Below are 24,734 nucleotides of genomic sequence, written 5' to 3'. Positions count from 1 at the left end.
GCGTGGAGCTTCAACCAAATCAAATGAGAACACAATGAACACCAATAAATTAAAAACCTACGCACCTAAAGCTCGACTCGCTTTCATGCATGCGGTAGAAAAAAGAGCTGCGACATTAGGTCTATATCAAGATCGCATCGCAGATATGACCACTGACGGCGACAGTGCGGTGATTGAAGGCCGTATTTTTACTCGTCAGCAAGGCCAGCAGCGCAGCCAACTGGTACGACGCATCAAAGCCCTAGGTACTAACAACGGCAAGTTGGTTATTAAAGAGGGTTTTAACCAGTTCATCAACGAAATAGCGTTTACCTGGTTCAACCGCTTAACCGCTATTCGCTTTATGGAAGTTAACGAGTACCTAGACCACGGTTTTCGTGTATTAAGCAAAGGGGAGGGGGCAAAATTTGGTGAAGGCTTTGAGATACTCGCCTCTGCGGCAGATGTTGCAGATGACTTAGGTCTTAACAAAGAGCAGATCATCGATATGGTGCTCGACGGCAATAAAGAGGAGGAGCTGTATCGCACCATTCTTCTTGGTCAGTGTCACCAGTTAAGCGAGTCAATGGCTTTCATGTTTGAAAAGCTCGATGATGCAACCGAGTTACTGTTGCCAGATAACCTTACTAAAACCGATTCTATCTTAAAAGATCTAATCAACGACATCCCTGAAGATAACTGGCGGGACTTTGATGAAGGTAAAGGGCAGATTGAAGTTATTGGTTGGCTATACCAGTTCTATATCTCCGACCATAAAGATGCAGTAATAGGTAAAGTGGTCAAGCGAGAAGATATTCCTGCGGCAACACAGCTGTTTACCCCCAACTGGATTGTAAAATACCTAGTACAAAACTCGTTGGGTCGAAAATGGCTTGCGACCTACCCTGATTCTGAACTGAAAGAAAAGATGGAATACTACATCACCCCTGCTGAGCAAAGTGATGATGTTATCGAGCAGCTCAAAGCCATTACCCCGACAAGTGTCGACCCTGAGGCAATTAAAGTCCTAGATCCCGCTTGTGGTAGTGGACATATCTTAGTTGAAGTCTATGAGGTACTGCGTGAAATCTACCTCGAACGTGGCTATCGACTACGTGAGATTCCAGAGCTGATTTTAACCAAAAACATCTATGGTTTAGATATCGATGATCGTGCTGCACAGATGGCTGCATTTGCTGTGTTAATGAAAGCCCGTGAAGATGATAAGCGTATCTTTAGCCGTATTACTGACTCTGTCGGCACTGAGAATGAAATCAAGCTTAACATCTACTCACTGCAATCAACTGAAAACCTCAATATCAACAAGCTGTGGGCAGATTTAGATTTTGACGGTATACAGCAAACTGGTGGAATCTCAGATCTATTTGCAGAGCCACAACAAGACGTTGCCGAAACATCTCCTGCCAGTGCCGATAATCTGGTTTACCTTAACTTACTTCGTTATCTCAAAACGCAGTTTACCGATGCAAAAAATCTAGGTTCATTGATTGAAATAGACAGCAAATATCAAGAATCATTAGTGGCGTTAAAAGCCAAATTACAAGATAAAGCAACAAGTAGCCATCAACCAACGCGATTAGCGGTAGCGACTTTATTACCGATTTTTGAGCAGGCGATTGTATTAGCGACTAAATATGATGTAGCCGTTGCGAATCCGCCTTATATGGGACTAAAAGGGATGAACCTTACCATAAAGGATTTTGGTAAGAAGAATTTCCCAAACTCCAAGTCTGATTTATTTGCAATGTTTATGGAAAATGGGTTTAGAGTATTAAAAAGGGGGGGCTTTAATGCACAAGTGAACATGCAGTCTTGGATGTTCTTATCAAGCTATAAAAATTTCAGGGCTTGGTTATTGAGTACCCATTCGGTCATGACTATGGCTCACCTAGGAGCTAGGGCTTTTAGCCAAATTTCTGGTGAAGTTGTTCAAACTACTGCCTGGGTTTGTCAAAATAACTTTAATTTAAGCTATACCCCTACCTTTTTAAGGTTGGTAGACGGAGACGAATTAAATAAAAAACAAAATTTACTATTAAAGAATAACAAGTATACAAACTTAAGCCATTATGATTTGCAAAAAATCCCAGATAACCCTATTGCTTACTGGATAACATCTGGGTTATTCGATACGTTTTTAAAATTAAAACGAATCGGAGAAATTGCAGAAGTAAAAGGGGGAATGAACACAGGAAATAATGATTTGTTTTTGAGGCGTTGGTCAGAAATTGATCTTTCAAGAATAAAATTCAATTGTAAATCCCATGAAGACACTCTTCTTTATGATGAAAAATGGTTCCCATATAATAAGGGGGGGAGTTGGCGCAAATGGTATGGAAATAGAGACCTAATAGTTAACTGGAAAGATAAAGGAAAAGAGATCCATGCATACAACAATAAGCCTATGGATTATAATGGCGCTCCTGTGAGGGCTAAAAGGTTTCAATTTAAAGAAGCTATCACATGGTCTGACATAGCTATAAAAAGCTTTGCTGCTAGATATTCTCCAGAAGGTTCATTGTTTGACGTGAAAGGCTCATCAGGTTTTACATCTGATCAACATTCTAAAACACTGCTTGCATTAATGTGCTCCCCATTAATAGTCAAGTATATGAAGTTACTAAATCCTAGTGTAACGTTTCAAGTTGGGGATATAAGTCGAGTCCCATTTCCTAGTGAAAAGCCAATAAGTGAAGAATTAGAGATAAATGTAGAAAGAGCTATTTCTATCGCAAAAGAAGATTGGGATAGTTTCGAGGTTTCATGGGATTTTAAAGGAAGTCCTCTTCTCAATTTTAACGACAAATTGTTGTCATCTATCTTTCAAAAAACTTATAAAATGAACTCTGCAACTATTCAAGAGCTCCAATCAATTGAAAATAATAACCTCAAGCATTTGTTGTCTTTATATAGGCTTGATTCTTCAGAGTGTGAAACAGTGCCTGTTAATGAAATTTCATTATTTGTAAATCCTTTGTATCGCTATAAAACTGAAAATCCTACTGCTACGCAACAGGGGGAGGCTATTGGAGAGTTTATATCATACTCATTAGGCTGCATCATGGGCCGCTACTCCCTAGATCGCGAAGGCCTAGTCTATGCGCACTCTGGAAATAACGGCTTCAAAGAACTAGTCGCTGATGGTGCATACAACACTTTTCCCGCTGATGACGACGGCATTGTGCCTCTAGCAGACGAAGATTGGGTGTTTGAAGATGATGCTACTACCCGCTTCCGCGAATTTGTGAAAACGGTATGGGGTGAAGAGCACTTACAAGAGAACTTAGGCTTTGTGGCTGAAAGCTTATGCCTTGATGCCATCAAACCGAAGAAAGGTGAAAGCTCGATCGATACTATTCGTCGTTACTTCTCCACTCAGTTCTACAAAGACCATTTGAAGACTTATAAAAAGCGCCCTATTTATTGGCTGTTTAGCTCAGGTAAAGCAAAAGCATTCGAGTGTTTGGTTTACCTACACCGTTACAACGAAGGTACGCTGTCACGTATGCGCACAGAGTACGTCACACCACTTATGGGTAAGCTTGAAAGCCGTAAGAATATTCTAGAAGATTCCAAAGCCACTGCTTCTGGTGCAGAACTACGCGCAATCGACAAAGAGCTAAAAATTATCGATAAGAAGCAAGCTGAACTGGTCACGTTCGATGAAGAGCTAAAACACCTAGCGGAAATGAAGATCAGCCTAGACCTCGATGACGGCGTTAAAGTCAACTACGGCAAATTCGGTAACCTGCTCGCAGATGTAAAAGCGATTCATGGTACAAACCCTGAAGTGATTTAGCTATTAGGAATGGCACAGTCTATAGACTGTGCCTTGCTATCAATGTACAACAAAGTGTAATGCATTATGATCACTCGCTCCCAAGAACAAAACCTGTTCAACTTATCAAATGATGAGCTGTTTGAAAATCGAACTAATTTGGTTGAGATCACGCTAAAAGATAACTTTTCTTCTTTTGCAAAGGATAGAGGGTTTGGATTCGCTAAATTTTGCAGTTCCAATATTTCAGCAGATATTTTCGTGTCACAGAAAGTAACAAAGAGTATTTTCAATACAATCTCATCAACGTCACTCTCATCTTCATCTTCATTTTGGGCTGAAGTATCTTGCAAAAAAGAGGGGGAAACTTATAAATATCGCGTGGAAGATCTATGGCCACAACTTGATGATGTGATATCACTCTCTAAAAAAGAGCATGTCAAAGAAGCGGCAATTTCTATAAGTCAATTTCACGAGCAAAAACAGGCTTACTTTGATAGAAAGCTAAAAACAGACACCGATGCCCAAAGTGAGCAGCATATATTCACTTACGATGAGTTTTTGTTGCCACAGAAACAGCTTCAACTTCAAGCTAGGTTAACGGACATAGGGAACCCAGACAAAGGATGGGGGAAACATTATACTATTGTTTACACCTATGCAGAATTTTATGCTGAACTCTGGGCGAAACAGCAGCAATTACCTGTCTTAGATTATAACGAGACAAATTTGTTTGCACCTCAGGATTACAACATAGATGGGAAAGATATAAATGTTAAATCTGTTATCGGGGTAGGGAGGCGCAAGGGAACACAATACAGTTCATTTACCGATGGCAACGAAGTGTTGCTTGGTGTATATACACATACTAACAAATTAAATGATGATGCAATTGGGCTATCAATTGATGGCGTGTTTGACCCGAAAAATTACCAAACCGTTAAATTGGCATTGAATTATCTGAAAGTAAACACATCACCTAACGTCTGTTACTTTTCCTCTTTGTATGACTATTTTTTGTCACAAAAAAACAAACCATTTAAGCCATTAGGAATAAATACTTCTTTGACCCTATATGCGGCGAGCGTAAACGCTGTGCCATTACTGCTTAAATCATGCTCAGTGGATGATCTTGAGGATTTACTCAAAAGACTCATTACTGAACCAAACAACCAATTAACTCCGATTATTCTTGAGTTAATTGCGAAAGACCGCATTGAGTTATTCCCCCATTATTTAGCTGATTATGCCATTCATCAAACGATACAAAAACGGGTTGTTGATACTGTCAATATCGAACGATTACTAGAGATAGTGACACCTATATCTCAACGACAGCAACGTTTTATCCTTGATTTACTTAAAGCAAATGAAACACTGAAAGAAGTGCGCTGTCATTGGCACCCTGAAGAAACCATTGCTGAGATGGGGGTGGATATTTATTACTCAGATACTTCTTCAGTTCCAACACTAAAAGCCGTGTGTAGCTGTGATCCAAGATTAAAAACAACCTTTTTTACCTACTCTTGGAAAACAAACGAAACTCTTTGTTATAAGCAGGATGACAATATTTGTGACGTTCAACACTGTGGTTGTTTACTTCATCAGTATAGAGACTACAAGCTAGGTCCTGTTGTTTTAGGAAAGTCATCTTGTACTAAATATGGTAAGAAAAGTTACGATTCTTGGCAGGAAAACAGGGCTTATCCTTATCCATATAGAAGTAACCTATTGTAAAGTAAACCAGTAATGCAAATTTGAACATCATGGTTCTGCTGTTACCGATTTTATTTGAAGGAATATATGAAATTACAAAGTCTAAATGACATATTTGAGCGTCGCATCCTACGTATCCCTGATTACCAGCGCGGGTATGCTTGGTCTAAGCAACAACTAGTCGATTTTTGGGAAGATATCATTCAGCTTGATCCTAAACGAGTCCACTACACTGGCGTTATAACGTTAGAGCCTGTTAAATCGAAGCTATGGCAAAAGTGGGAGCAGGATGAATGGATTATTGATGGTGTCGGTTTTAAGCCTTTCTATGTTGTTGATGGGCAGCAGCGACTAACAACATCGATGATTTTAATTCAATCGATAATTGAGTCAATTGACCCAAATGTACAGCTTAACTATCAGTCACTAGAAAGCATACGCAAACAATATATTCTGTTTAAAGCGGATGATGGGCAGCGTGAAAGTTTCATTTTTGGTTATGAAAAAGATAACCCCAGCGACGAGTACCTTAAAACGACGATCTTCGGAGAGCACTCACATAGCAATCTACATCAAGAAACTCTATACACTCAAAACTTACTGGCAGCGAAGGACTATTTTAAAGAGCAACTTGCTCAACTTGATGTCGAGGATATAGCGCTAATATTTAAAAAGTTAACGCAAAAATTGAAGTATAACTTGTATGAAATTGATGAAGAAATTGATGTTTTTGTAACGTTCGAAACAATGAATAATCGTGGTAAGCCACTCACTAGCCTTGAGCTGCTAAAAAACCGCCTTATTTACCTTTCTACCTTATTTCATGATCATGAAGGGCATGATGTTCTTCGTAATAAGGTCAATAGTGCATGGAAGACGATGTATGAATACCTAGGTAAAAATCCTGAAGCACCATTGAACGAAAATCTGTTTTTGCGTAATCACTGGACAATGTATTTTAAGTACACAAGGAACAAAGGTGATGATTACATAAAATATTTACTCAATGACAAGTTCACGGCAAGGAATGTCACTCATCCAGGGAAGGAAGAGGACAAGATCATCGTCAGTGAAATTAGTGATTATGTGACCAGCTTGCAAGAATCTATTCGTCATTGGTTCTACATCCACAACCCTTATTTCTCGTTAATGGATTATAAGGATGAGCAGAATAAACTGTTGTTGGATCGCCTTCAGCGTTTAAGCTTCAAGGCGTTTAGACCATTGTTGCTAGCTGCTTTTGTCTCTAAGCAAACTGTAGAAGATATCAATAAGCTCCTGGTTGCGGCAGAGCGGTATAATTTTACTTTGTTCTCGTTATGTCATCGCCGTTCAAATACCGGAGATTCTGAGTTTTTCTCTATGGCGAGGGACTTAGCGACGGGAACGATTTGTATAGATTCAGTGATAGCTAATATTAACAGCTGGATTGATAGTTACTACGATCCTCAGAGGTTCTTGAGCTACATTGCAGAGAAGTATGAGCTTGGTCTTGGTGGTTTCTTCAAATGGGATGGCTTACGTTATTTTTTATATGAACATGATCAGTGGTTAACCACACGGGGTAAGCAATCGACCAATAAGTTGGGTTGGTCAGATCTTAAAGCAACCAAGAAAGACAACATTACAATTGAGCATATCTTTCCTCAGACCCCTGATAATGAGTATTGGCAGGCGCGTTTTGGCCACTTAGATAATGAACAAACCACTCTTATTGCTAACTCACTGGGTAACCTAGTGCCTCTTAGTCGTGCAAAGAATTCAAGCCTACAAAATGATGGCTTTGATGATAAGAAAAATAACGGAAGTGGAGTTGGTTACTACAACGGCTCTTCTTCAGAAAATGAGATTGCTCAGCATGCTGAGTGGCTACCTGAAAACACTCTTGAACGAGGACTAGAGCTACTTGAGTTTATGGAGAAAAGGTGGGCTGTATCAATTGGTGATGAAGAGTTTAAAACTAAACTCCTCCACCTGGACTTTTTATCAAGGAAGGAAGAGCTTGAAGCTGTAATCTAATCTGTTTTAGCTTTTGATTACAGTTGCTTGTTAATAATTATTTTAGGGACAATGTGTAGATGAGTAATACATACAGAAATGATAAATACTTGGAGTTACTTCGCTATGCAGACAATGAGATGCTTAGTGTTTTAGTTAAGTACCTCACTATAGATAAAGATGGTGAGTTGAGGTATACCGAGACGCTTACAGATAATACAGAATTTAAAGCCGCTGATGGTGACTATCAGCAAGTTTGGCAACAGATTGCTGGCGAGCTGCAACATTTTGGTGGCGATACTCTGGTTAATTTGTGCAGACGCTCAGGTGTTGAATATAAAGAAGTGCTCATTGATGTCTGTAAGAAGCTAAAGATAAAAACTGATTATAAAGCTGAAGTAGTTAAAATAGAACAAGCTTTATTAGCAAAACTATTTCAAGATTCATGGGAAAAAATGTCTGAATCTGAAAGAGCGGAGTTAAGGAAAGAACTCAAAGTAGATACTTCTTTAACAAGTGGTGCTGCTTTAACTGCAATTATTGCCGCAATACGAATGGGAGGCTTTATGTCTTACCAAGTCGCTATGATTGTTGCTAATGCTGTTGCAAAAGCATTGCTTGGGCGTGGGCTAACTATTGCTGCCAATGCAGGGTTAGCTCGTGTTATAGGTATTTTTGCAGGCCCAATAGGCATTGCTATTACTGTCCTTCTTACAATACCAGCAATTAGTGGACCTGCATTTAGAGTGACACTACCTGCTGTTGTGCAAATTGCAGCTATGCGCCAACAAATGCTCAATGAAAAGGACCCTATTTTCTAATGGAAACTATCTTTACTTTTGATTGGATAAAAGTTTACCCCAAAGTTCTTGAAGGACTGAAAAGTGGGAAGATTACTTTACGTGATGGTGTTGCCTATTGGACTGAGCTTGCAGATAAATCAGGTATTGTTCAGCACATGCCGTTAAAGCAAGTTTCATTTGATTCTGACAAAATAAACGAATTAAGTCAGTTGCTCCAAGCTACCCATTCCACGCAGTTGGTCGCAATTGGTTTATCGACCACAATCGTTGTTGGAGCCATCGTTGTTCAGACAATGTATCTTGCAAATAAAATAGACAAACTTCAGAAGCAAATGGACCTGATTTCATCTGATATAAATGCTCAAAATGTGATGTTTTATATGGAAAAACTTTCAAAATATTTTGGTGTGGTCGAGTCTTCAAGAGTTCTTTTGTTGGATCGATCTTTAGTTCCGGAAACTCAAGATATTGCCTCTAATTTGATTACTCAGCTATCAACCGAACGCAACGAAGTATTGTCATTAATAGATAACCTCATTTCTTATGCTGAACAATTAACTGATCGCCATTTTGAACAGATGTTAGATTTCATCACAATGATGCTTGATATTATACCCAAAGCCATTTACATCGAAAGTCAGCTTTGTGACCGGTATGGAAAGTTTAATCTTTCTGAGCACTTGATGCGTGAGAGTAGCAAGCGTTATAGCCAAACAATCGAATATTATAGAGGTTGGTGCAATTCAAAAGCCAAAGCTGCTATTCGGGGAGATGCTAACCCTATTGCGTTATCTTTTCATGAAAAGAAGGATGATTTGAAAGCGTTGTTTGAATCAAGTAACAACAAGGCACTGCTTAAATCATTAACACGTCCAGCGTTAGAAGTCAGAACGTAGATATTCTATTTTATTCATTAGCTAGGAATGAGGTATTTAACAGTGGGTAACTATTACACCAATTTCATTGACCCTGGTAATAGCGGTGGCTCTGTACCAACTCCAGACACCTGTGTTGCCTTTACTCCTAGTGAAAGCAATTATCAGTGTCGTTTTTGCAATGAGACATTTACGACTGATGATAAACGGGTTCATCACGAGTGGGACAAACATCCAAGTAAGACGCCACAATTACTTATTTTTGGCCGTTCAGTTGGATCGACTTCAGTCTCGGTTCGTACAAAACTGACTAATGGTGATATCGAGCTTACTCATTACGAAAAAATCTTTAGCAATGATATCGAAATGGACTATGTAGGAATGCTTGAGCTGCTTCAGTCTAAGGATAAGTATTACTTTGAACTAGTGGTTACAAATCAAGGGACTAGAAAAGAGTTCAAAATCGATATCGATGTGGCTGACTCTAATGAATTAGAAAAAGTTGATGAATTCTTTTGGCTATTTTTAAGTAGAGATGATTTTACAGACGAGCTAGTCACCCAATTTGTTCATGCTTGCGCAGAGTTACCAACAGTACGCAATTACGTTGATGGTATAGTTAAGTACCTCCAAGGAATTATGGCAAAAGACAATAATGCTAAGGTATTAACCTTTGAAGACTTTGAACCACGCTTTAATCAAGCTAGAACACAACTCAAACAGTACAACACCCCAATTTCATTTGCTATTCAAGCTGTCATAGATTTTAACCAAAACCAATTTGATTCAGTATATCTCAATGCTACTCCTGGGTTGCAAGCAGCGATGGCATTTTTTAATGGGTCGTCATTAGCAAGCTTAAGTACTATCTCTAGTAAAACCGGAAATCAATTACCAATAGATAGGGTGACCTCTCTATTAATTGATGATGTGATAGTAGTATTTAATGAGCATACTGTTGAGACGGTTAGAGATTGTATTGATACGTTGCCTAAGCGCAACATTAGCCTGAATGACCGTATGAAATTTGATTTTTTACTATTAAGAAAAGCATATAATACAGGCCAAATTGATCTGGTACAAAAAATGAAAAAGAGACTGTCTCATCATGAGTCATTCAATTTAATGAAAATAGAAGAACATCATAATGCGTGAGAATTTTACCAATAACTCGAAAAAGCCGATCGTAAATTTCAGTAGCCTTCCTGATTTGCTTAGTGACCTATTTAGTGTTGTGGCTGATGGAAAAAACAATAAGAAAAAGCCACTTAAGCTACTATCCGAACATCGCAATTCATTAGCTGAGCTGCCGATGAACTCCAGACTGTCGATTAACGAGCGTAATGCATTAAGTAAAAAAGTCCTCGATACTGACAGTGAACTTAAGGTGTTATTAGCATTAGTTGTTGCTAGTGCAAATTGCAGACATTTAGAGGTTCGTAAAGAGGTGTTGTCTTTTGCATGTGAGGTAATTAGTAATATTACGTTCCTTAATCCTTTAAATAACTCGAATATATTTTTACTTGGTGATATCTCATCAACTAACTCCGGTTATTTGCCTCACTTAATTTTGCAATTGAGAAACAGCTTCGAGCACTTCAAAGGGGAAACCTACAAGCCCGCGCAAAAGAAAACCCTGGAAGCTAATATACTTGCTATAGCCCACATATGGACATTCGAAACAGGTAAGTCAGATATTGAAATCACTCTCAATAGTTTCAATAAGCTGTTAGCTGATAGTTTAAAGCCTGTTGATAGTAAAAAGGCCGTTTCTATAGATGGTGACGGGCATGCAAAAACGTCAATGGTGTATTTTTTAGCATCGATAACCAGCAGCTCTTTACTTAAAGATTTCTCCGCAACGTTGTCTTATTTTAAAGCTAGGCAAGAAGCAGCTAAATCGGCTTCTATAAGTGCTCGACGTGAGGTGGGAGATTTAGCCGAGAAGAACAAGAAGCTTGAAAATAAAATAAAAAATCATAAATCAGAGGTTCAAGAAAGGGATGCCTTGATTGAAGACCTCAAGCAGCAGTTAACGGCACTTACTGAACAAAGTTCCGAAAGTGAGCTGTCGTTGAAAGCCCAAAAAGTTCATTTAAAGGATGATACCTCTAAAGCTAAAGCTAAAGCCCTAAACTTTCTTGAAGAGGAGCTTCTATCGACGTTACAAAGCTCACTTAAGGCGTTAGACCGTGAAACCCCGAAAGTGCATATCGCGGTTCATAATATTGATGTAATGATTGAGCGAGTTGAAGAGGAGTTAGAATGGTTCAAAAAATAGGAATAGATTTTGGCACGACTAACAGTCTGATCTCTGTTGTGACCAAAGAAGGAAAAATCAAATCGTTTACTGAACGAAATCGTCCTCATCCATCTGTAGTTTCTTATGATGGTGGAAAAACTGTTTGTGGCTCGAAGGCTAAACAGAAATTAGAAGAGAGTGGTGTTGGTGTATTCGGCAGCACCATTCGAGGCCCTAAGAAGTTTATTGGCAGTGATCACATACCTGTTGGTGGTGCAATTAAACATCCTAAAGATGTTGTTGCTGATTTGATGCGCTTTTTAATTCAGCATGCTGAAGATGATGATGGTGCTGATATTGCAGATCTTTCGACAGCAGTAGTTACTATACCTGTTGCTATGGATGGGCGCTCGAGACAAGCGCTTCGTGAAGCAATGTTAGATGCAGGGATTAAAGTTGACTCTTTTGTGCATGAGCCTCTTTCGGCTCTATATGGCTACTATAAGGATCAATCTGATCCTTTAAACTCTTTGAGAAGAGATGAGGGTAAAACCATACTTGTTTTTGATTGGGGTGGGGGCACTCTTGATTTAACATTATGCCAAATTCGTAATGGCACAATTGTTCAGGTAATGAATCGTGGTAATAATAAAGTTGGTGGTGACTATCTTGATGAAGCGATTTTACGCTTCATCGAGGAGGAGCATGCTAAAAAGTTTGCTTGGACTGAAGAGACTAAAAAATCTCGTCATCCTGGTATGAAAGCCAAGCTTCTTGAGCAATGTGAACGTGCAAAAATTATCTTGTCGAAGCGCTCAAAGAGTATTGTGTTTGTTCCTGATTATTACAATGGAGATAGCGAGGAAGAGTCAGAGATAGAGTTTGAATTAAGCCAAGAGACACTAGAGTCCATCTCTCGTCAAATTGTAAATCAAGGTATAAAGGAGATTGAGCACCTTCTAAGCACTGAGCAAGCAGATTTAGATCACCAGTCAATAGCGCTTTGTTTGGCTACTGGTGGAATGGTAAGTATGCCGATAATTGAACAGCAGTTGCGCGAAATATTCGGAGTTGCAGTGCTTGAGGTTTCTCCAAAAGGAGATCGAATTATTTCTGAAGGTGCAGCTTGGATTGCTAAAGAGAACTTAAACCTGTCTTTAGCTAAGCCATTTGAGCTAGTAGAAGCTAGAAATTCGCTATTGGCTTTGATGCCTGAGGGTACAGAGTTACCGAAACGAGGGAATAGCAAATCTATTCCCCAAGGACTGTATTGCGCAGACCCACGTGATGGGAAAGCGGTATTAACTTTTAAACGACCTCAAATGGTAGGTAAAACGGCTGCAGCTGATCGGCGAACTACTTATGCTAATTTAAGTGTTCCTGTTAACCCAGAATTTCCTCCAATGAAAGAGAGAATTGAGGTTCTCGTTGAGGTGGATGAGAACTACATTGTGACAGTAAGAGCCCTTGCTGCCGACATACAGCAGCAAGTGTCTCATCAAATATACGACCTTGAATTTTCCCTAAGAACTTCAGTTTCAAATCAAGAGGCACTTACAGTAAAAAAGTGCTGAAGGGACAAGGGGAGTACCAAGGTGTGGCAGTGAGATCTAATGTGACTCATAACTGTAATGCTTGGAATCTTGTTCCTGGAGAATTACTGAAGAAATTTAATGACGATAATCCATTTTTTAAGCAACACATGACAACAGAACAGTGGGATGAACACTTGTTCTATCAACCCTGTTCCTACTGCGGTTCTAGATGGAAAGTTGGTTGTTGTTGATATTGCTTTTCGTGTGTAAATTGCTGGTATTTAGTGGTGGACAGTATACTTTTGACTGGCCCAAATTAACGTTTAACCCCTTACACATAGTGTCAATGGTAGTTGATATACGAATTAAAGGCTCCTAGCCATGCGGAGCAGTATGTTGTTTTTTAATCTACTGCTAAGAAAATGATGAGAATAAGGCTGAATTTAGCTAATGAATTTTGAACAATTAAAACAGGGTCTTCAGGCCAAATTTGAGAGGAGCCGAATTGTCTTTTGGCAAGACACCGACAATGAGTTCAATGACCTTGTTGAATGTCTATCTTTTGAGACTGCTTACAGTGATACTCAAATTGTCCATTTAGATACTCTTTCTCACCTAGAGGTAAAGCACCGTGTAGAGTTAATAGAGCCAGAGACTGCTTTTTTACTGTATAGCAATAGTGCACCTAATGAACCGATTAGAGACTGGTTGTACGATATTAGGCTTTATGCTCAAGAGTTTTATGCTGATAGCAGCTCAATGATTCTTAATGATATCGGTATGAATATGGAGTTTCGTCCTGTTATTACCAAGTACAAAGCGTTCTTTGGCAGTAAACAGCGTGTGGCTCGGCTAAAGAAAGTGCTGCCGACATCGGCAACTGAAAGTGAACTTGAACTTGCGTTAATTGCAGCAGCTTTAAAAATCGAGACTCCAACTTTCGTCACTATTTTGCAGACTCTATTAGGTCAGCTAGCTGATGACTTTGAATCAGATCATCTATTAGCCGAGCTTGAAAAATTTGACCTCTCTGATTCTTTTTGGCGGTTTGCGTATGACGAGTTGGGCTATATTGTCGAAGCCATAGAGGAGGGGGCAGATCAAAAACCGACGATACGTGAGCTTGCAGTAAAACTTCTCTTTACTGAATGCTATCAATCTTTGATTAATAGTGGTTGCTCGAATAGCGATGAAGTTGTTAATCGCTTTACTACCCACCTGTTACCCATGCCAACCCTAGAACAACTCGAATCAGGTTATACCGCTGAACGTGTAGGGATGAATTCTGGAAGGCGTGCGAAAGTTGTTAGTTTCGTAGTCCAACTTCGTGAGAGTCGAACCTATCAAAGTAATTACAATCGACTTGCAAAGCGTATAGAAAGTGATTATGAAGTCTCAGATAAACTGCTGCTAATTGAAACTCCAGATAAGTTGCGGCTTGTTGAAACTTTTGAGTTTGCTGATAAGCAGATATCGGTATTACTCGTTAAGTTAATTGCCTCGTTAAGCCAAGAAGAGGTTAATAACCTGGTATCGCACCGTCTTTCTACCCACTGGTGCCACGTTAAGCCAGAGTTTGTTGATACTAAGTACACGAATGTTTACTCAGCGATTAAAGCTGCTAAACAGTTTTACTCCTTAAAGTCGAAATACATTGATGGTTTTGACTTTGCTTCAGCTAAAGAGCTGTATAGAGCCTATGAAAATGAACTTTTCCAATTTGACACCGCATACCGCAGCTTTTGTGAAAATGCTAGCCATGTGGCCCATCAAGGTTCAGACATCCTAAAAAAGCTTAAGTTAGTCGATGATATCGAAGAGCTGTATGTCAATTGGTTCCTGCATGATCTTGCCATCGCTTGGGGTAAGCATGTAGATGATGAAAACCTGTTAGAGCAATGGAAGATTGGTGGTTTATTTAATCAATATGACTTCTACAACAATGAGGTAGAAAGGATATTCCAGTCGAGTCAAATCAAGCGGGTGTTCGTTATTATCAGCGATGCATTGCGCTATGAGGTTGCCCACGAAATACATGAGAAGATTAACAAAGAGAAACGCTTTAAGTCTGTTATTAAGTCACAACTGGGCGTTGTACCAAGTTATACCCAACTTGGTATGGCATCTCTGTTACCCCATAAAGAGCTGACAGCCCATATTGGTAAAGATATCAAGTACAAGGCTGATGGATTAAGTGTGCATGGCCTTGAGAATCGACATGCAATCCTTAAAAAGTATCAGGGGATGGCAGTCAAGGCTTCAGATGTTCTTAATTGGACAAATGAAGAGGGCCGAAAGGCCGTTTCAGATGCGCGAGTTGTGTATATTTATCATGATGAAATAGATGCAATTGGTGATAAAGCTGCAACAGAGAATAAAACGTTCGAAGCTTGCGCTAAGGGAGTTGAGGAAGTTAGGTTATTAGTTGAGCGTATTATTAATAAGCTAAATGGCAATAGAATCTTAGTAACTGCTGACCATGGATTTTTGTTTAAGTCGAGTGATGTTGTTGAGTCTGATAAGACAGCATTGTCAGTTAAGCCAAGTGGAACAGTTGAAGCTAAAAAGCGCTATCTCATTGGCCAGCACCTTCCTGAAGATAGTTTCTACTGGAAAGGTGATATGGCTGTAACAGCCAATTTATCTACTAATGGTGATCAGGCTGAGTTTATTGTTCCTCGTGGTTCAAATCGTTTTAACTTTGTTGGCGGTGCCAAGTTTATTCATGGCGGTATTATGCCGCAAGAGGTTTGTGTGCCAGTGCTGCGCATTGAGCATCTAAAAACAACTAAGCAGAAAACAACGGCTAAACAAAAAGTGGGTGTCGTACCTTTAAGTAATGGACTTAGGTTGGTTACTCTAAGTGAGAAAGTTGAGTTTTTGCAGACTAATGCTGTTGGCGAACAGTTTAAAGAGCGTAATTTAAGTATTTGGATAGAAGACCCCGAAGGTGTCGTTTTATCTAACAAGGCGCAGGTTCTGTTTGACTCTACAGCCTCTAATAGTGATGAGCGTAAACGTAATGCGATATTGACCCTAAATGGCACAGGCTTTGACCGAGCAGTAACCTATAAGTTAGTTATGTGGGATACCGAGCAAAGTGATCGCTATGCAACGCATTCTGTAACGATTGACTTGGCAATCCAAGACGACTTTGATGATCTTTTTTAACGGATAAGAAGAATGACCAACGATAATATTACCGAAGAAATTAGAGATATAAGAGACTTCGATCTTGATGAGCTGATGACGGCTGAATTTAAAGGTCGTGTGGTAAGAAAAGATTTAACTAAGCAGCTAAAAGAGGGCGCTAATGTCCCTGTTTATGTGCTTGAGTATCTGCTGGGTATGTATTGCTCAGCGACTGATGATGATCTCATTGAAGCGGGTATGATCCGTGTTAAGAAAATTCTAACGGATAACTATGTAAGGCCTGATGAAGCGGAAAAAGCAAAATCACTTATTCGTGAAAAAGGTAGTTACAAGGTTATCGATAAGGTATCGGTTAAGTTAAACCAGAAGAAAGATATATACGAAGCTAACCTCTCTAACTTAGGTATTAAAGATGCTGTGGTACCTAATGGCATAGTAAAAGATAACGAAAAGCTACTCACTGGTGGGATCTGGTGCATCATCACTTTGAGTTACTTTTATGAAGAGGGGCAGAAAATATCACCATTTAGTGTCGCTAATTTAAAACCTATCCAGATGCCATCTATGAATATGGATGAGGTGTTTAATGCTCGTAGGAGTTTCACTTTAGACCAGTGGATGGATGTTTTACTTCGCTCAATTGGCATGGAACCAGCCAACTTAGAGCAGCGTGCAAAATGGCATTTGGTTGCTCGAATGATCCCATTTGTTGAGAACAACTACAATGTGTGTGAGCTTGGTCCTCGCGGGACTGGTAAATCACATGTTTATAAGGAGTGTTCGCCTAATTCTTTATTAGTTTCAGGTGGTCAAACAACAGTGGCTAACCTGTTTTATAACATGTCATCCCGCCAAATTGGTCTGGTAGGTATGTGGGATGTGGTGGCATTCGACGAGGTCGCTGGTATCCGTTTTAAGGATAAAGACGGTGTGCAGATCATGAAAGACTATATGGCTTCAGGATCTTTTTCTCGTGGCCGTGATTCTATTGAGGCGAAAGCCTCTATGGTTTTTGTCGGTAACATAGATCATAGTGTCGAAACCCTAGTAAAAACTAGCCATCTGTTATCCCCTTTCCCTGATGAGATGATTGATGCGGCATTCTTTGACCGTTTCCATGGCTATATTCCTGGCTGGGAAATACCCAAAATGCGGCCGGAATTTTTTACTGACCGCTTTGGCTTAATAACTGACTACCTTGCTGAGTATATGAGAGAGATGAGAAAGACGACTTTCTCTGACTCTATAGACAAGTTCTTTAAGCTGGGTAATAATCTCAATCAGCGAGACGTGATTGGTGTTCGTAGAACAACCTCTGGATTACTGAAGCTGTTAGTGCCCCATGGTGACTATACAAAGGAGGAGGTGAGAACTTGCTTAATTTATTCCCTAGAAGTGCGTCGCCGTATTAAAGAGCAGCTTAAAAAGATTGGTGGGATGGAGTTTTTCGATGTGAACTTCAGTTACATAGATAACGATTCTTTAGAAGAGTTTTTTGTCAACGTACCTGAGCAAGGGGGAGCAAACCTGATTCCAGCAGGAATTTCGAATGCTGGAGTAGTTCATTTTGTGAGTGAAGGGGCAACAGGAAAGTTAGGCGTATATCGCCTAGAAACACAGATGACACCAGGTACAGGAAAGCACTCTACTTCAGGATTAGGGCCTGATACTCTTGCAAAAGATCAGGTTAGAGTAGGCTTCGAGTATTTTAAAGGGAATTTAAGCAGGATCGCGGCTAATTCGCACTTTTCAGAGCATGAGTTTCACCTTCACTTTGTTGATCTTCAGAGCTCAGGTAATAGTCATACTGCGAGTTTGTCTTCACTTGTGGCTTCTTGCTCTATTTTGCTTAAAAAGCCTGTGCAGGAACAGATGGTTGTATTGGGAAGCATGACGCTAGGAGGTGTTGTTAATCCTGTGCAAGATCTAGCCTCAAGCATGCAGGTCGCATTAGAAGCTGGCGCAACTAAGGTGTTATTGCCTATGGCTTCAGCAACTGATATCCCAACCGTTCCTGCCGAAACATTCACCAAGTTTCAAGTGAGCTTTTATAGCGATCCAGTTGATGCAGTTTATAAAGCTTTGGGGGTTAATTAGGGGGGGCTGCAACTGATAAGGCTGTTGAAGGCCTTCTATCTAGGTGGAGGGCAGTAAACGAACCTGAATCAAGTTCTCGTATTGAGTTATTTAGCTGATTAAATCACTTAAAAACATTCGGACTTTAATATTTGGCGTGCTTAACAAGATATAGCACGCCAATAGTCATCACTGCAGCTGGGATTAAAAAGTACATTTTTTCTCCTTAGTTTTTAGCTTAAGCAATTGGAACTAACACATAGCTTGCGCGCCATAGGTTCACTTTGCTTGGGCTTTCTGTGCAAAGTCTTTGGTATGTTGTAGTGCCTTAAGTCAGTTTGCAGGTACCTAAACTATAGACGACGAGATGCCTATATCACCTGTTTCTATGTAGTTTGGTAATCACATATATTCCGCGATGTACGCCAGGGTTCATGCATTGATTTGGTACATGATTAGATCAGACCATGCATCTAGTGCTTTCTCTTTATCTTAATTGTTGAACTTGCTTATACCAGGGATGTATTTTTCAAGGATATGCTGTTCTTTAAGCTCTAATTCCACTTTGGTACTCCCTCTGGCTGGCACTATCCGTATTCGGCTGGCTAGTATAGTTGGATATGACTAGCCAGGACTGAACGAACACCTCTGATGTGCTTACTTTGCTATTGGCTAGCAACGGCTGTTTGCTGTTGAACTTCCTCCCTGACAACTTCAACAAGACTCTCACTCACATCTAACTCTTTACATAGCACTCTAACCAAGCGAGTGACGTGGCGGCTGAATTTATTGTGTGGGTTAAACTCGTTGTATAGGCTGAGCCAAGCGGCGACTAGCTTCTGTTCGTTATAGCCTGAATGTTCTAGTTGGTAGAGCATATCAATTATCGCTTCATCTTCGCCTCGTTCATCAAGATCTATAATATCGAATTCACTCATACCCATGTTGTTCTCTGGGGGGAATTCTTTATTAAGATGCTCGGCAAGGTTTTTAGTGGGCTCAAAATCGTCGAAGTCTACAAGCTTTCGCAAGAATAAGGGGACGTCGAGTGGGTCACTTTGCTCACAATGGATCGCTATTGGCGCACTTTGTGTGCAAGCTGTATCAGGAGCGGCGCTTCTACTAAACATGAGACTATTAGCCACAGCACCGAAGCCACTCTGCCCAGCGGGTAGTTGGTGGGCGATGGTTTGTAACTGCGGGAGCCCTGCATTACCTTTGTGTACATTGTTTTTTACTAGAATATAGCTGGTTGATTGCGTTATCAGTTGATACTTCTCGGCTATTTCAAGTGCTTCGCTATCACTTACTTGCGTGAGTCGGTCGTGGGCAGCAAGCCTGGCGAGTAAACCGTTATCATTTTGTTTTTGTGTGACGGTAATGGTAGCGCCGTACATTTCTTTTTCGTATTCAGCTTGGTTAAACTCACCTTCGTAATAGAGATCTGCCGTTGCGGCTGGGTAGCCTTCATACAGAGTGAAGGCATTAACTGTATCACCTAAAAAAAGTGTGCTTTTGTGGGCGGGCAATGGATCAAAGCATAGTGGCGCTGAATATTTGTCGCTAAGGCATAGCTGTGGATCTGTTAGTGGAGTTTGCTTAATACGCTTGAAGTGCTGCACGATGCGTGTGCTCATGACTTCGTTTGGTGTCACAAAGTCACTGGCACCCTGGGTGAGTGTGGCAAGTTTCGATAAAAAGGCTTCACTGACTGCGCTGCCTACACCAATAACAAAATGGCGATGGTTTGACTGGGTCGCATTGTTGATGACTTGGTCTTCATCCCAGATTTGACCATCTGTGATCAGCAGTAGGTCGGTTGGTAATCCAGTGGGTGTTTGTGAGCGATAAGCGGCATTTAATGCCGATTTCATCTCCGTTCCACCTAAGTTAGCTTCTAGGTTGTGTAGTTGTCTTTGGGCTATTTGAATATTGGCGCTAGTGGCTAATACAGACTCGTTAAACAGCTGCTTGTGGTGTGACCCAAATAAGATGATGTTGAACCAGTCATCACTTTTGAGTTTGTTAACAATTTCAATGAGTGCAATGCGCGCCTGCTTTATCGAATCACCAGCCATTGAGCCTGAGCAGTCGACTACAATTTTTACGCAGCGTGGTTCAGGTTTTGGCGCTGGTGCCGTTTCAAGTGTAGGAATAAATGAGGTTAATGCCACGGTATGCTCACCGTCATTAGCCCAGTAGCCTTCGCCTACATATCCGTTTGGTTTAGCGAGTTCTAGAATAAAGTCGCGATCCATGGGTTGCGGGCTGTTAAAACTCACTCGCATTATCTGGTCGTTAACTTGGTGCTGTATCTCATGCGTCGGGCAGTGAATCGCAGTGCCTGCTAATAACCCTTCAATTGAAATTGAAAAGGTTGATTTATAAGATGCTGCTAACGCATGTTGCGGTATTTGGTGTTCTGCAATGGTGCCCTGTTGCGGTACGCCATATTTGGGGGCGATGGTTGTGGGAAGGTAAAAACGCAAGCTGTCAGCTTGCCACTGATGTAGTTGAGCGTAGCAAAAGGTAATAACGGCGGCTTCACCGGCTAAAAGATTGCCTAAGTTAATACAATAAAGGCCATCATTAAGTTTACTCAGCATGACGGCGGTATCACCACTGACAATCGCCTCTTCATAATCCTCTTCTGCGGCTTTGTTTGCTTTTACGTGACCTTGCAGTAACTCGCCATTTATTTCGATTTCTAATGAGGTGAGTACAGCGTCAATAGGAAGGGGGAAGGTATAGACGGTTTCGATATTAGTTGTTGAATTGTTTTGATAGTGCTGTTTTATTTCGACTTCAGATAATACGCCTGTGAGCTTTGCTGTTATATCAACTGACTCTAATGCAACTTGCTCACCCGATAATGATGTTAATCCAATTTCACTGTTCATTTCTCTTCCTTATCGCTTGATGTGATGCGTTGGTACAGCGAGATGACTTCTAGTGTTAGTTGTTTGGCTTGTTCTGGTGTTAACCCAGCTTTGCTTGGGTTTAGTGTGAGTGATATACCTTCATCTATGTGTATGTGACTACAGACTTCTATATCACCTGCTTTGGCGCGCTTGAGTGGTGGAAGGGGCTTGGTATCGCTTGTATCGAACAGCAGGTCACCGATGCGATCGAGTGATAAGCCTGCATCTTGCCACTTTTTAATTTCGAGCAGTCGTTCTAAGTGTTTCTGAGTATAAAACGCACCGCGTCCACTGCCTTCAGGCGCTTGAAGTAACGCTTTTTGGATATAAAAGCGTACAGTGCGAGGTTTCAGTTCAACCAGCTGGCAAAGATCATTAAGGTTGTAGCGCATAGTATTTGAGCCGGATGATTTTTAGTGACACCAATACTAGACAGTGATACTGTTCAGATCAACTGTTAAGTTATTTATTTTACATTTCTTACAAGAAATGAGTGAAAGGGGTGTTGCCTTGGTCAACGATAAAATTGTTCATCTCCCGATATGGCGGTTGCTGGAAGCAGTAACCACCTCACAAGTGGAGATAGAAAATGAAACAGAGGCGTTCGCTCAGAAGGCATCATTACAACCGTAAAAAGCAACAAGTTGCCAAGCGTAACTATTTTGGTCACTCGATGGGGGAGTGGTTCTCAGAGCCGAATTTGAAATTAGGTCTTTATGCCAATACGGCTAAGTGTTGGTCATGTGATTGTTGTTCCAGTCCAAGAAAAGATAAAAGTCTAAGATTGAAAGATAGATTAACTAACCAAGAGAAAAGAGCTGATATCTCGCTAAAAGAGTATCTGGCTTCTTTGGGCGTTGAAAACAACTAGCTATGAATAAGTAAATTTAACTTGAGCGGTTTTGAGGGCTGTTGCTCTATTAAAGCTTTATCTGCTTAAACAAGAGCAACTCCCTGCGGGTTGAATGCCCTATAGACACTCAATCTTTGGCGTGCTTAACAAGATATAGCACGCCTATAATCATCACTGCAGCAGGGATTAAAAAGTACATTTGTTCTCCTTAGTTTTTGGCTTAAACAATTCGAATTAACACGTAGTAGCTAGCGCGCCATAAGTTCACTTTGTTTGGGTTTTCTGTGCATAGGCTTTGGTATGTAGCAATGCCAAAAGTCAGTTTACACGAACCTAAACTATAGACGACGAGGTACCGAATATCACCTGTTTCGATGTAGACAGAGAACAACCAGAACAAGAGTATTACGCCAAATAATAGCGGGATACTGGTTGTCTGGTCTCTCGTTAGCTTTTTATTAAACATCTAAAAGTCGTCAAATCCTGAGCTAAATGAATCACAACCGCTGTCAAATGAACTATCAAACGAATCGTCGAATGAGCTATCAAATCCACAGCTAAATGAGTCGTTAGTGGTGTCACTCACCACATCATAATTTGAATCTGTTGCCGACTCGGTTACTCCATACGGATTGCCGTGAATGTCTACACTACTACCCGGCACCATAGCCGTGCCATCGATATTGACTAGAGGCTCAGTGCTAATGTTTTTGCTCATACTTATCTCCAAAAATTGTTGTTTAAATGTTCAATCCTCTCTATACACATTAATGATAAAATGCTAAATTACAAACTTGTTTGACTGAACTGTCAGCAACAAAAAGTTTGGCGCTTTCCTCAAGTTATTCTTCATTTTTTCCTCGAAAAAACCGCAAAAAATTCCCGTTATGCTAAAACGAATGTGCGCTTTTATAGCAAAAATCGGCACGAGTTTTTGTGACAAAAGTGCATGTGAAACATGCTATCAGCTCGCGTATTTGGATGGATACGAAGTATCGATTCAAAGGAGCAACGCGCATGTACAGCTGGTCTGTACTAACCGTATTTACATTTTGCTTCAGCAAAATTTAGCCTCACATTTGGCACAAATTGATGGCTAAACCCTTCGCCTTTTCGTCAGAAAAGCAAGGCGTCGAAAGAGGGAATAGAGGTGGCACACATCCCCTCGTCGTAAGCGGTGAAAATGCGGTTAGTACAGAGCGGAGCGAGATACATGCGCGTTTGATGTCTTGAATAGCTAGAGCGTAGCTCGTAAGACAGTGTTGATGACGAGTCATCAGCGCTGGCGGGCGATTCAAGGCATATGGATGTGTCACGAAGTGATTCATCCATCAGGCAAAGCCTGGCTTGGTAGCGATACTTATCGCTATTTTCATCCCGAGAGGGAGAAATAAGGTTCTCGGAATAAATATCAGCACTTTGTTGGCTAAACTGCCATTGTTTGTACTGCTAAGTCCTACCTCTTGATATCGCTTAATAACGCAATGATAGGTATCCAGATGTACGAGCAAAACATTTCGCAGCAACAGCTCATCAACCAAACGATAATCGCAGCCGGTGAAGCAGGGCGGTTATACCAACCTTATCTATCGATGCCAATGCGATATGAGCACGGCGCTAACAACAATCAGATTGGAAAAAGCAGACGGGCGTTAACGATGAAACTGGTGGCACGTTTTGGCGTGACATCTCCAAGCATTATCTCTTGGCTTTATGGCGTGCCTCATCGACTTGCTTTAGAGCATTTGAACAAACTTGTTAGTGAGAAATTAATGAGCTTAGTTATCACTCATCGCTCAATCGATGGGCGGGTCTATGTGCTCGATTATGCAGGCGCAAAATACGCTGAAGAGTTGTTGTCAGTTGCGGTGTATTTTCGAACCGGAGAGCCAAGTCTGCGAGTCAACCAAAACACCATCATGCACGACCTTATGATGCAGTATGTTTTGCTTAAAGGTGTCCACAATCAAACAAAAGACAATAGAGATAAACCCTATTGGCATTCGTTTGTCACAGAATCTGAGTTTAAGCGGGTATTTAAATCAAATGACATACGCAATGTAGACGGTATAGCACTCGAGCCCGATGGCACAATTGCAGCCATAGAAATAGAGCACTCATTTAAGACTAAGGCTGCGAGACAAACCATTCTGTTAAAGTGGCTGTATGGCCTCAAGAACGGCTATTACAGTAAGGTGATGTTGTTCTCGCAATCACTGCAAATCTTCAATGACATAAAGAGACTGCATGAGCAGCTACTTGATGAGATGCCAACACGGTTTGATAAGAAGACGAAACAAGCATTATTGAGCCATGAGGATGCTGAGTTTCTTAAAGGTAAGGTAGTGCACCGAACGGCACTGTGTGATGAGCTGAATAATAGATTTTATAGATAATGGAACGGAAAAAGGGCGCCGAAGCGCCCGTTCCCGTAATTGTGTAAGCGATGCCTCGCAACGTAAATCCCTTCCACGCTTTCGTGTCAGACATTCAACACCATACTACCCAACTAGTACTCGTCCTCTCAAAATTCGCTGTTTTTGGGCCACAATTACTAGGCCTTGAGAGTTGTCGCATAGAACGTTTTGAGGATTCAAACCGTTCTAATGATAAGTAATGGCGGTAATGGCGAATTTTAGAGTTTCTTCGAAATATTATGACTGTTTGTTTGTAGGCAAGGCATAAATAGCTACTTGAGTAATTATCTTCCGGCTTGCTGACTTAATGGTAATCGTTATTAACGGGGTATTGGAGTGGCTCATTTCTGTCGGGTGGACGACACTT

The 24,734-nt window shown here is 40.7% G+C and carries 15 protein-coding genes; 12 read left to right on the top strand and 3 right to left on the bottom strand.

Going from position 1 to position 24,734, the window contains the following annotated elements; all coding sequences use genetic code 11:
• Window positions 1-34 precede the first annotated feature (34 nt).
• The 10 genes from pglX (at window position 35) to brxL (ending at window position 18,197) form a co-directional block, all read left to right on the top strand.
• Window positions 35-3,799: a BREX-1 system adenine-specific DNA-methyltransferase PglX gene (gene pglX / locus AB4238_RS03485; RefSeq protein WP_372031326.1), complete on the top strand. Its 3,765-nt coding sequence runs from the start codon at window positions 35-37 to the stop codon at window positions 3,797-3,799.
• A gap of 66 nt (window positions 3,800-3,865) precedes the next feature.
• Complete coding sequence (locus AB4238_RS03480) at window positions 3,866-5,515, top strand: hypothetical protein (RefSeq protein WP_372031323.1); 1,650 nt, start codon at window positions 3,866-3,868, stop codon at window positions 5,513-5,515.
• A gap of 66 nt (window positions 5,516-5,581) precedes the next feature.
• Complete coding sequence (locus AB4238_RS03475) at window positions 5,582-7,513, top strand: DUF262 domain-containing protein (protein WP_372031321.1); 1,932 nt, start codon at window positions 5,582-5,584, stop codon at window positions 7,511-7,513.
• Between the two features lie 59 nt (window positions 7,514-7,572).
• Window positions 7,573-8,313, top strand: coding sequence for a DUF3944 domain-containing protein (locus AB4238_RS03470; protein ID WP_372031319.1), 741 nt, complete (start codon window positions 7,573-7,575; stop codon window positions 8,311-8,313).
• On the top strand, window positions 8,313-9,191 hold the full coding sequence (locus tag AB4238_RS03465; protein ID WP_372031318.1) for a hypothetical protein: 879 nt from the start codon (window positions 8,313-8,315) through the stop codon (window positions 9,189-9,191). Before AB4238_RS03470 ends, AB4238_RS03465 begins: the two co-directional genes overlap by 1 nt.
• Window positions 9,192-9,233: 42 nt before the next feature.
• Window positions 9,234-10,325: a hypothetical protein gene (locus AB4238_RS03460; protein WP_372031316.1), complete on the top strand. Its 1,092-nt coding sequence runs from the start codon at window positions 9,234-9,236 to the stop codon at window positions 10,323-10,325.
• A 232-nt stretch (window positions 10,326-10,557) separates the two neighbouring features.
• Window positions 10,558-11,451 carry a hypothetical protein gene (locus AB4238_RS03455; protein ID WP_372031314.1) on the top strand — a complete coding sequence of 298 codons (894 nt, stop codon included), beginning with the start codon at window positions 10,558-10,560 and terminating at the stop codon, window positions 11,449-11,451.
• Window positions 11,436-12,986: an Hsp70 family protein gene (locus AB4238_RS03450; RefSeq protein ID WP_372031311.1), complete on the top strand. Its 1,551-nt coding sequence runs from the start codon at window positions 11,436-11,438 to the stop codon at window positions 12,984-12,986. The genes AB4238_RS03455 and AB4238_RS03450 overlap by 16 nt, the downstream gene beginning before the upstream one ends.
• A 411-nt stretch (window positions 12,987-13,397) precedes the next feature.
• Window positions 13,398-16,118: a BREX-1 system phosphatase PglZ type A gene (gene pglZ / locus AB4238_RS03445; RefSeq protein WP_372031309.1), complete on the top strand. Its 2,721-nt coding sequence runs from the start codon at window positions 13,398-13,400 to the stop codon at window positions 16,116-16,118.
• Between the two features lie 12 nt (window positions 16,119-16,130).
• A complete protein-coding gene (brxL, locus tag AB4238_RS03440) occupies window positions 16,131-18,197 on the top strand; it encodes a protease Lon-related BREX system protein BrxL (protein WP_372031307.1) in 2,067 nt (688 codons plus the stop codon).
• A 644-nt stretch (window positions 18,198-18,841) separates the two neighbouring features.
• Here brxL and AB4238_RS03435 read toward each other — a convergent pair.
• Together AB4238_RS03435 and AB4238_RS03430 are read right to left on the bottom strand one after the other, a co-directional pair.
• Window positions 18,842-21,076, bottom strand: a complete 2,235-nt coding sequence (locus AB4238_RS03435; RefSeq protein WP_372031305.1) for a VIT domain-containing protein — start codon at window positions 21,074-21,076, stop codon at window positions 18,842-18,844.
• Entirely contained in the window at window positions 21,073-21,489 is a 417-nt protein-coding gene (locus AB4238_RS03430) for a MerR family transcriptional regulator (protein WP_372031303.1), read from the bottom strand. Before AB4238_RS03430 ends, AB4238_RS03435 begins: the two co-directional genes overlap by 4 nt.
• A 197-nt stretch (window positions 21,490-21,686) precedes the next feature.
• On the opposite strand from AB4238_RS03430, the gene AB4238_RS03425 reads away from it, so the two are divergent.
• Window positions 21,687-21,968, top strand: a complete 282-nt coding sequence (locus tag AB4238_RS03425) for a hypothetical protein (protein ID WP_372031301.1) — start codon at window positions 21,687-21,689, stop codon at window positions 21,966-21,968.
• 448 nt (window positions 21,969-22,416) lie between these two features.
• On the opposite strand, the gene AB4238_RS03420 is transcribed toward AB4238_RS03425, so the two are convergent.
• Window positions 22,417-22,668, bottom strand: a complete 252-nt coding sequence (locus tag AB4238_RS03420) for a hypothetical protein (RefSeq protein WP_372031299.1) — start codon at window positions 22,666-22,668, stop codon at window positions 22,417-22,419.
• 781 nt (window positions 22,669-23,449) lie between these two features.
• On the opposite strand from AB4238_RS03420, the gene AB4238_RS03415 reads away from it, so the two are divergent.
• Complete coding sequence (locus tag AB4238_RS03415; protein ID WP_372031297.1) at window positions 23,450-24,346, top strand: hypothetical protein; 897 nt, start codon at window positions 23,450-23,452, stop codon at window positions 24,344-24,346.
• Window positions 24,347-24,734 lie beyond the last annotated feature (388 nt).

The organism is Shewanella sp. 10N.286.45.A1 (genome assembly GCF_041470405.1).
Lineage (GTDB): Bacteria > Pseudomonadota > Gammaproteobacteria > Enterobacterales > Shewanellaceae > Shewanella.
This window is presented reverse-complemented; position numbering and strand designations above follow the sequence as displayed.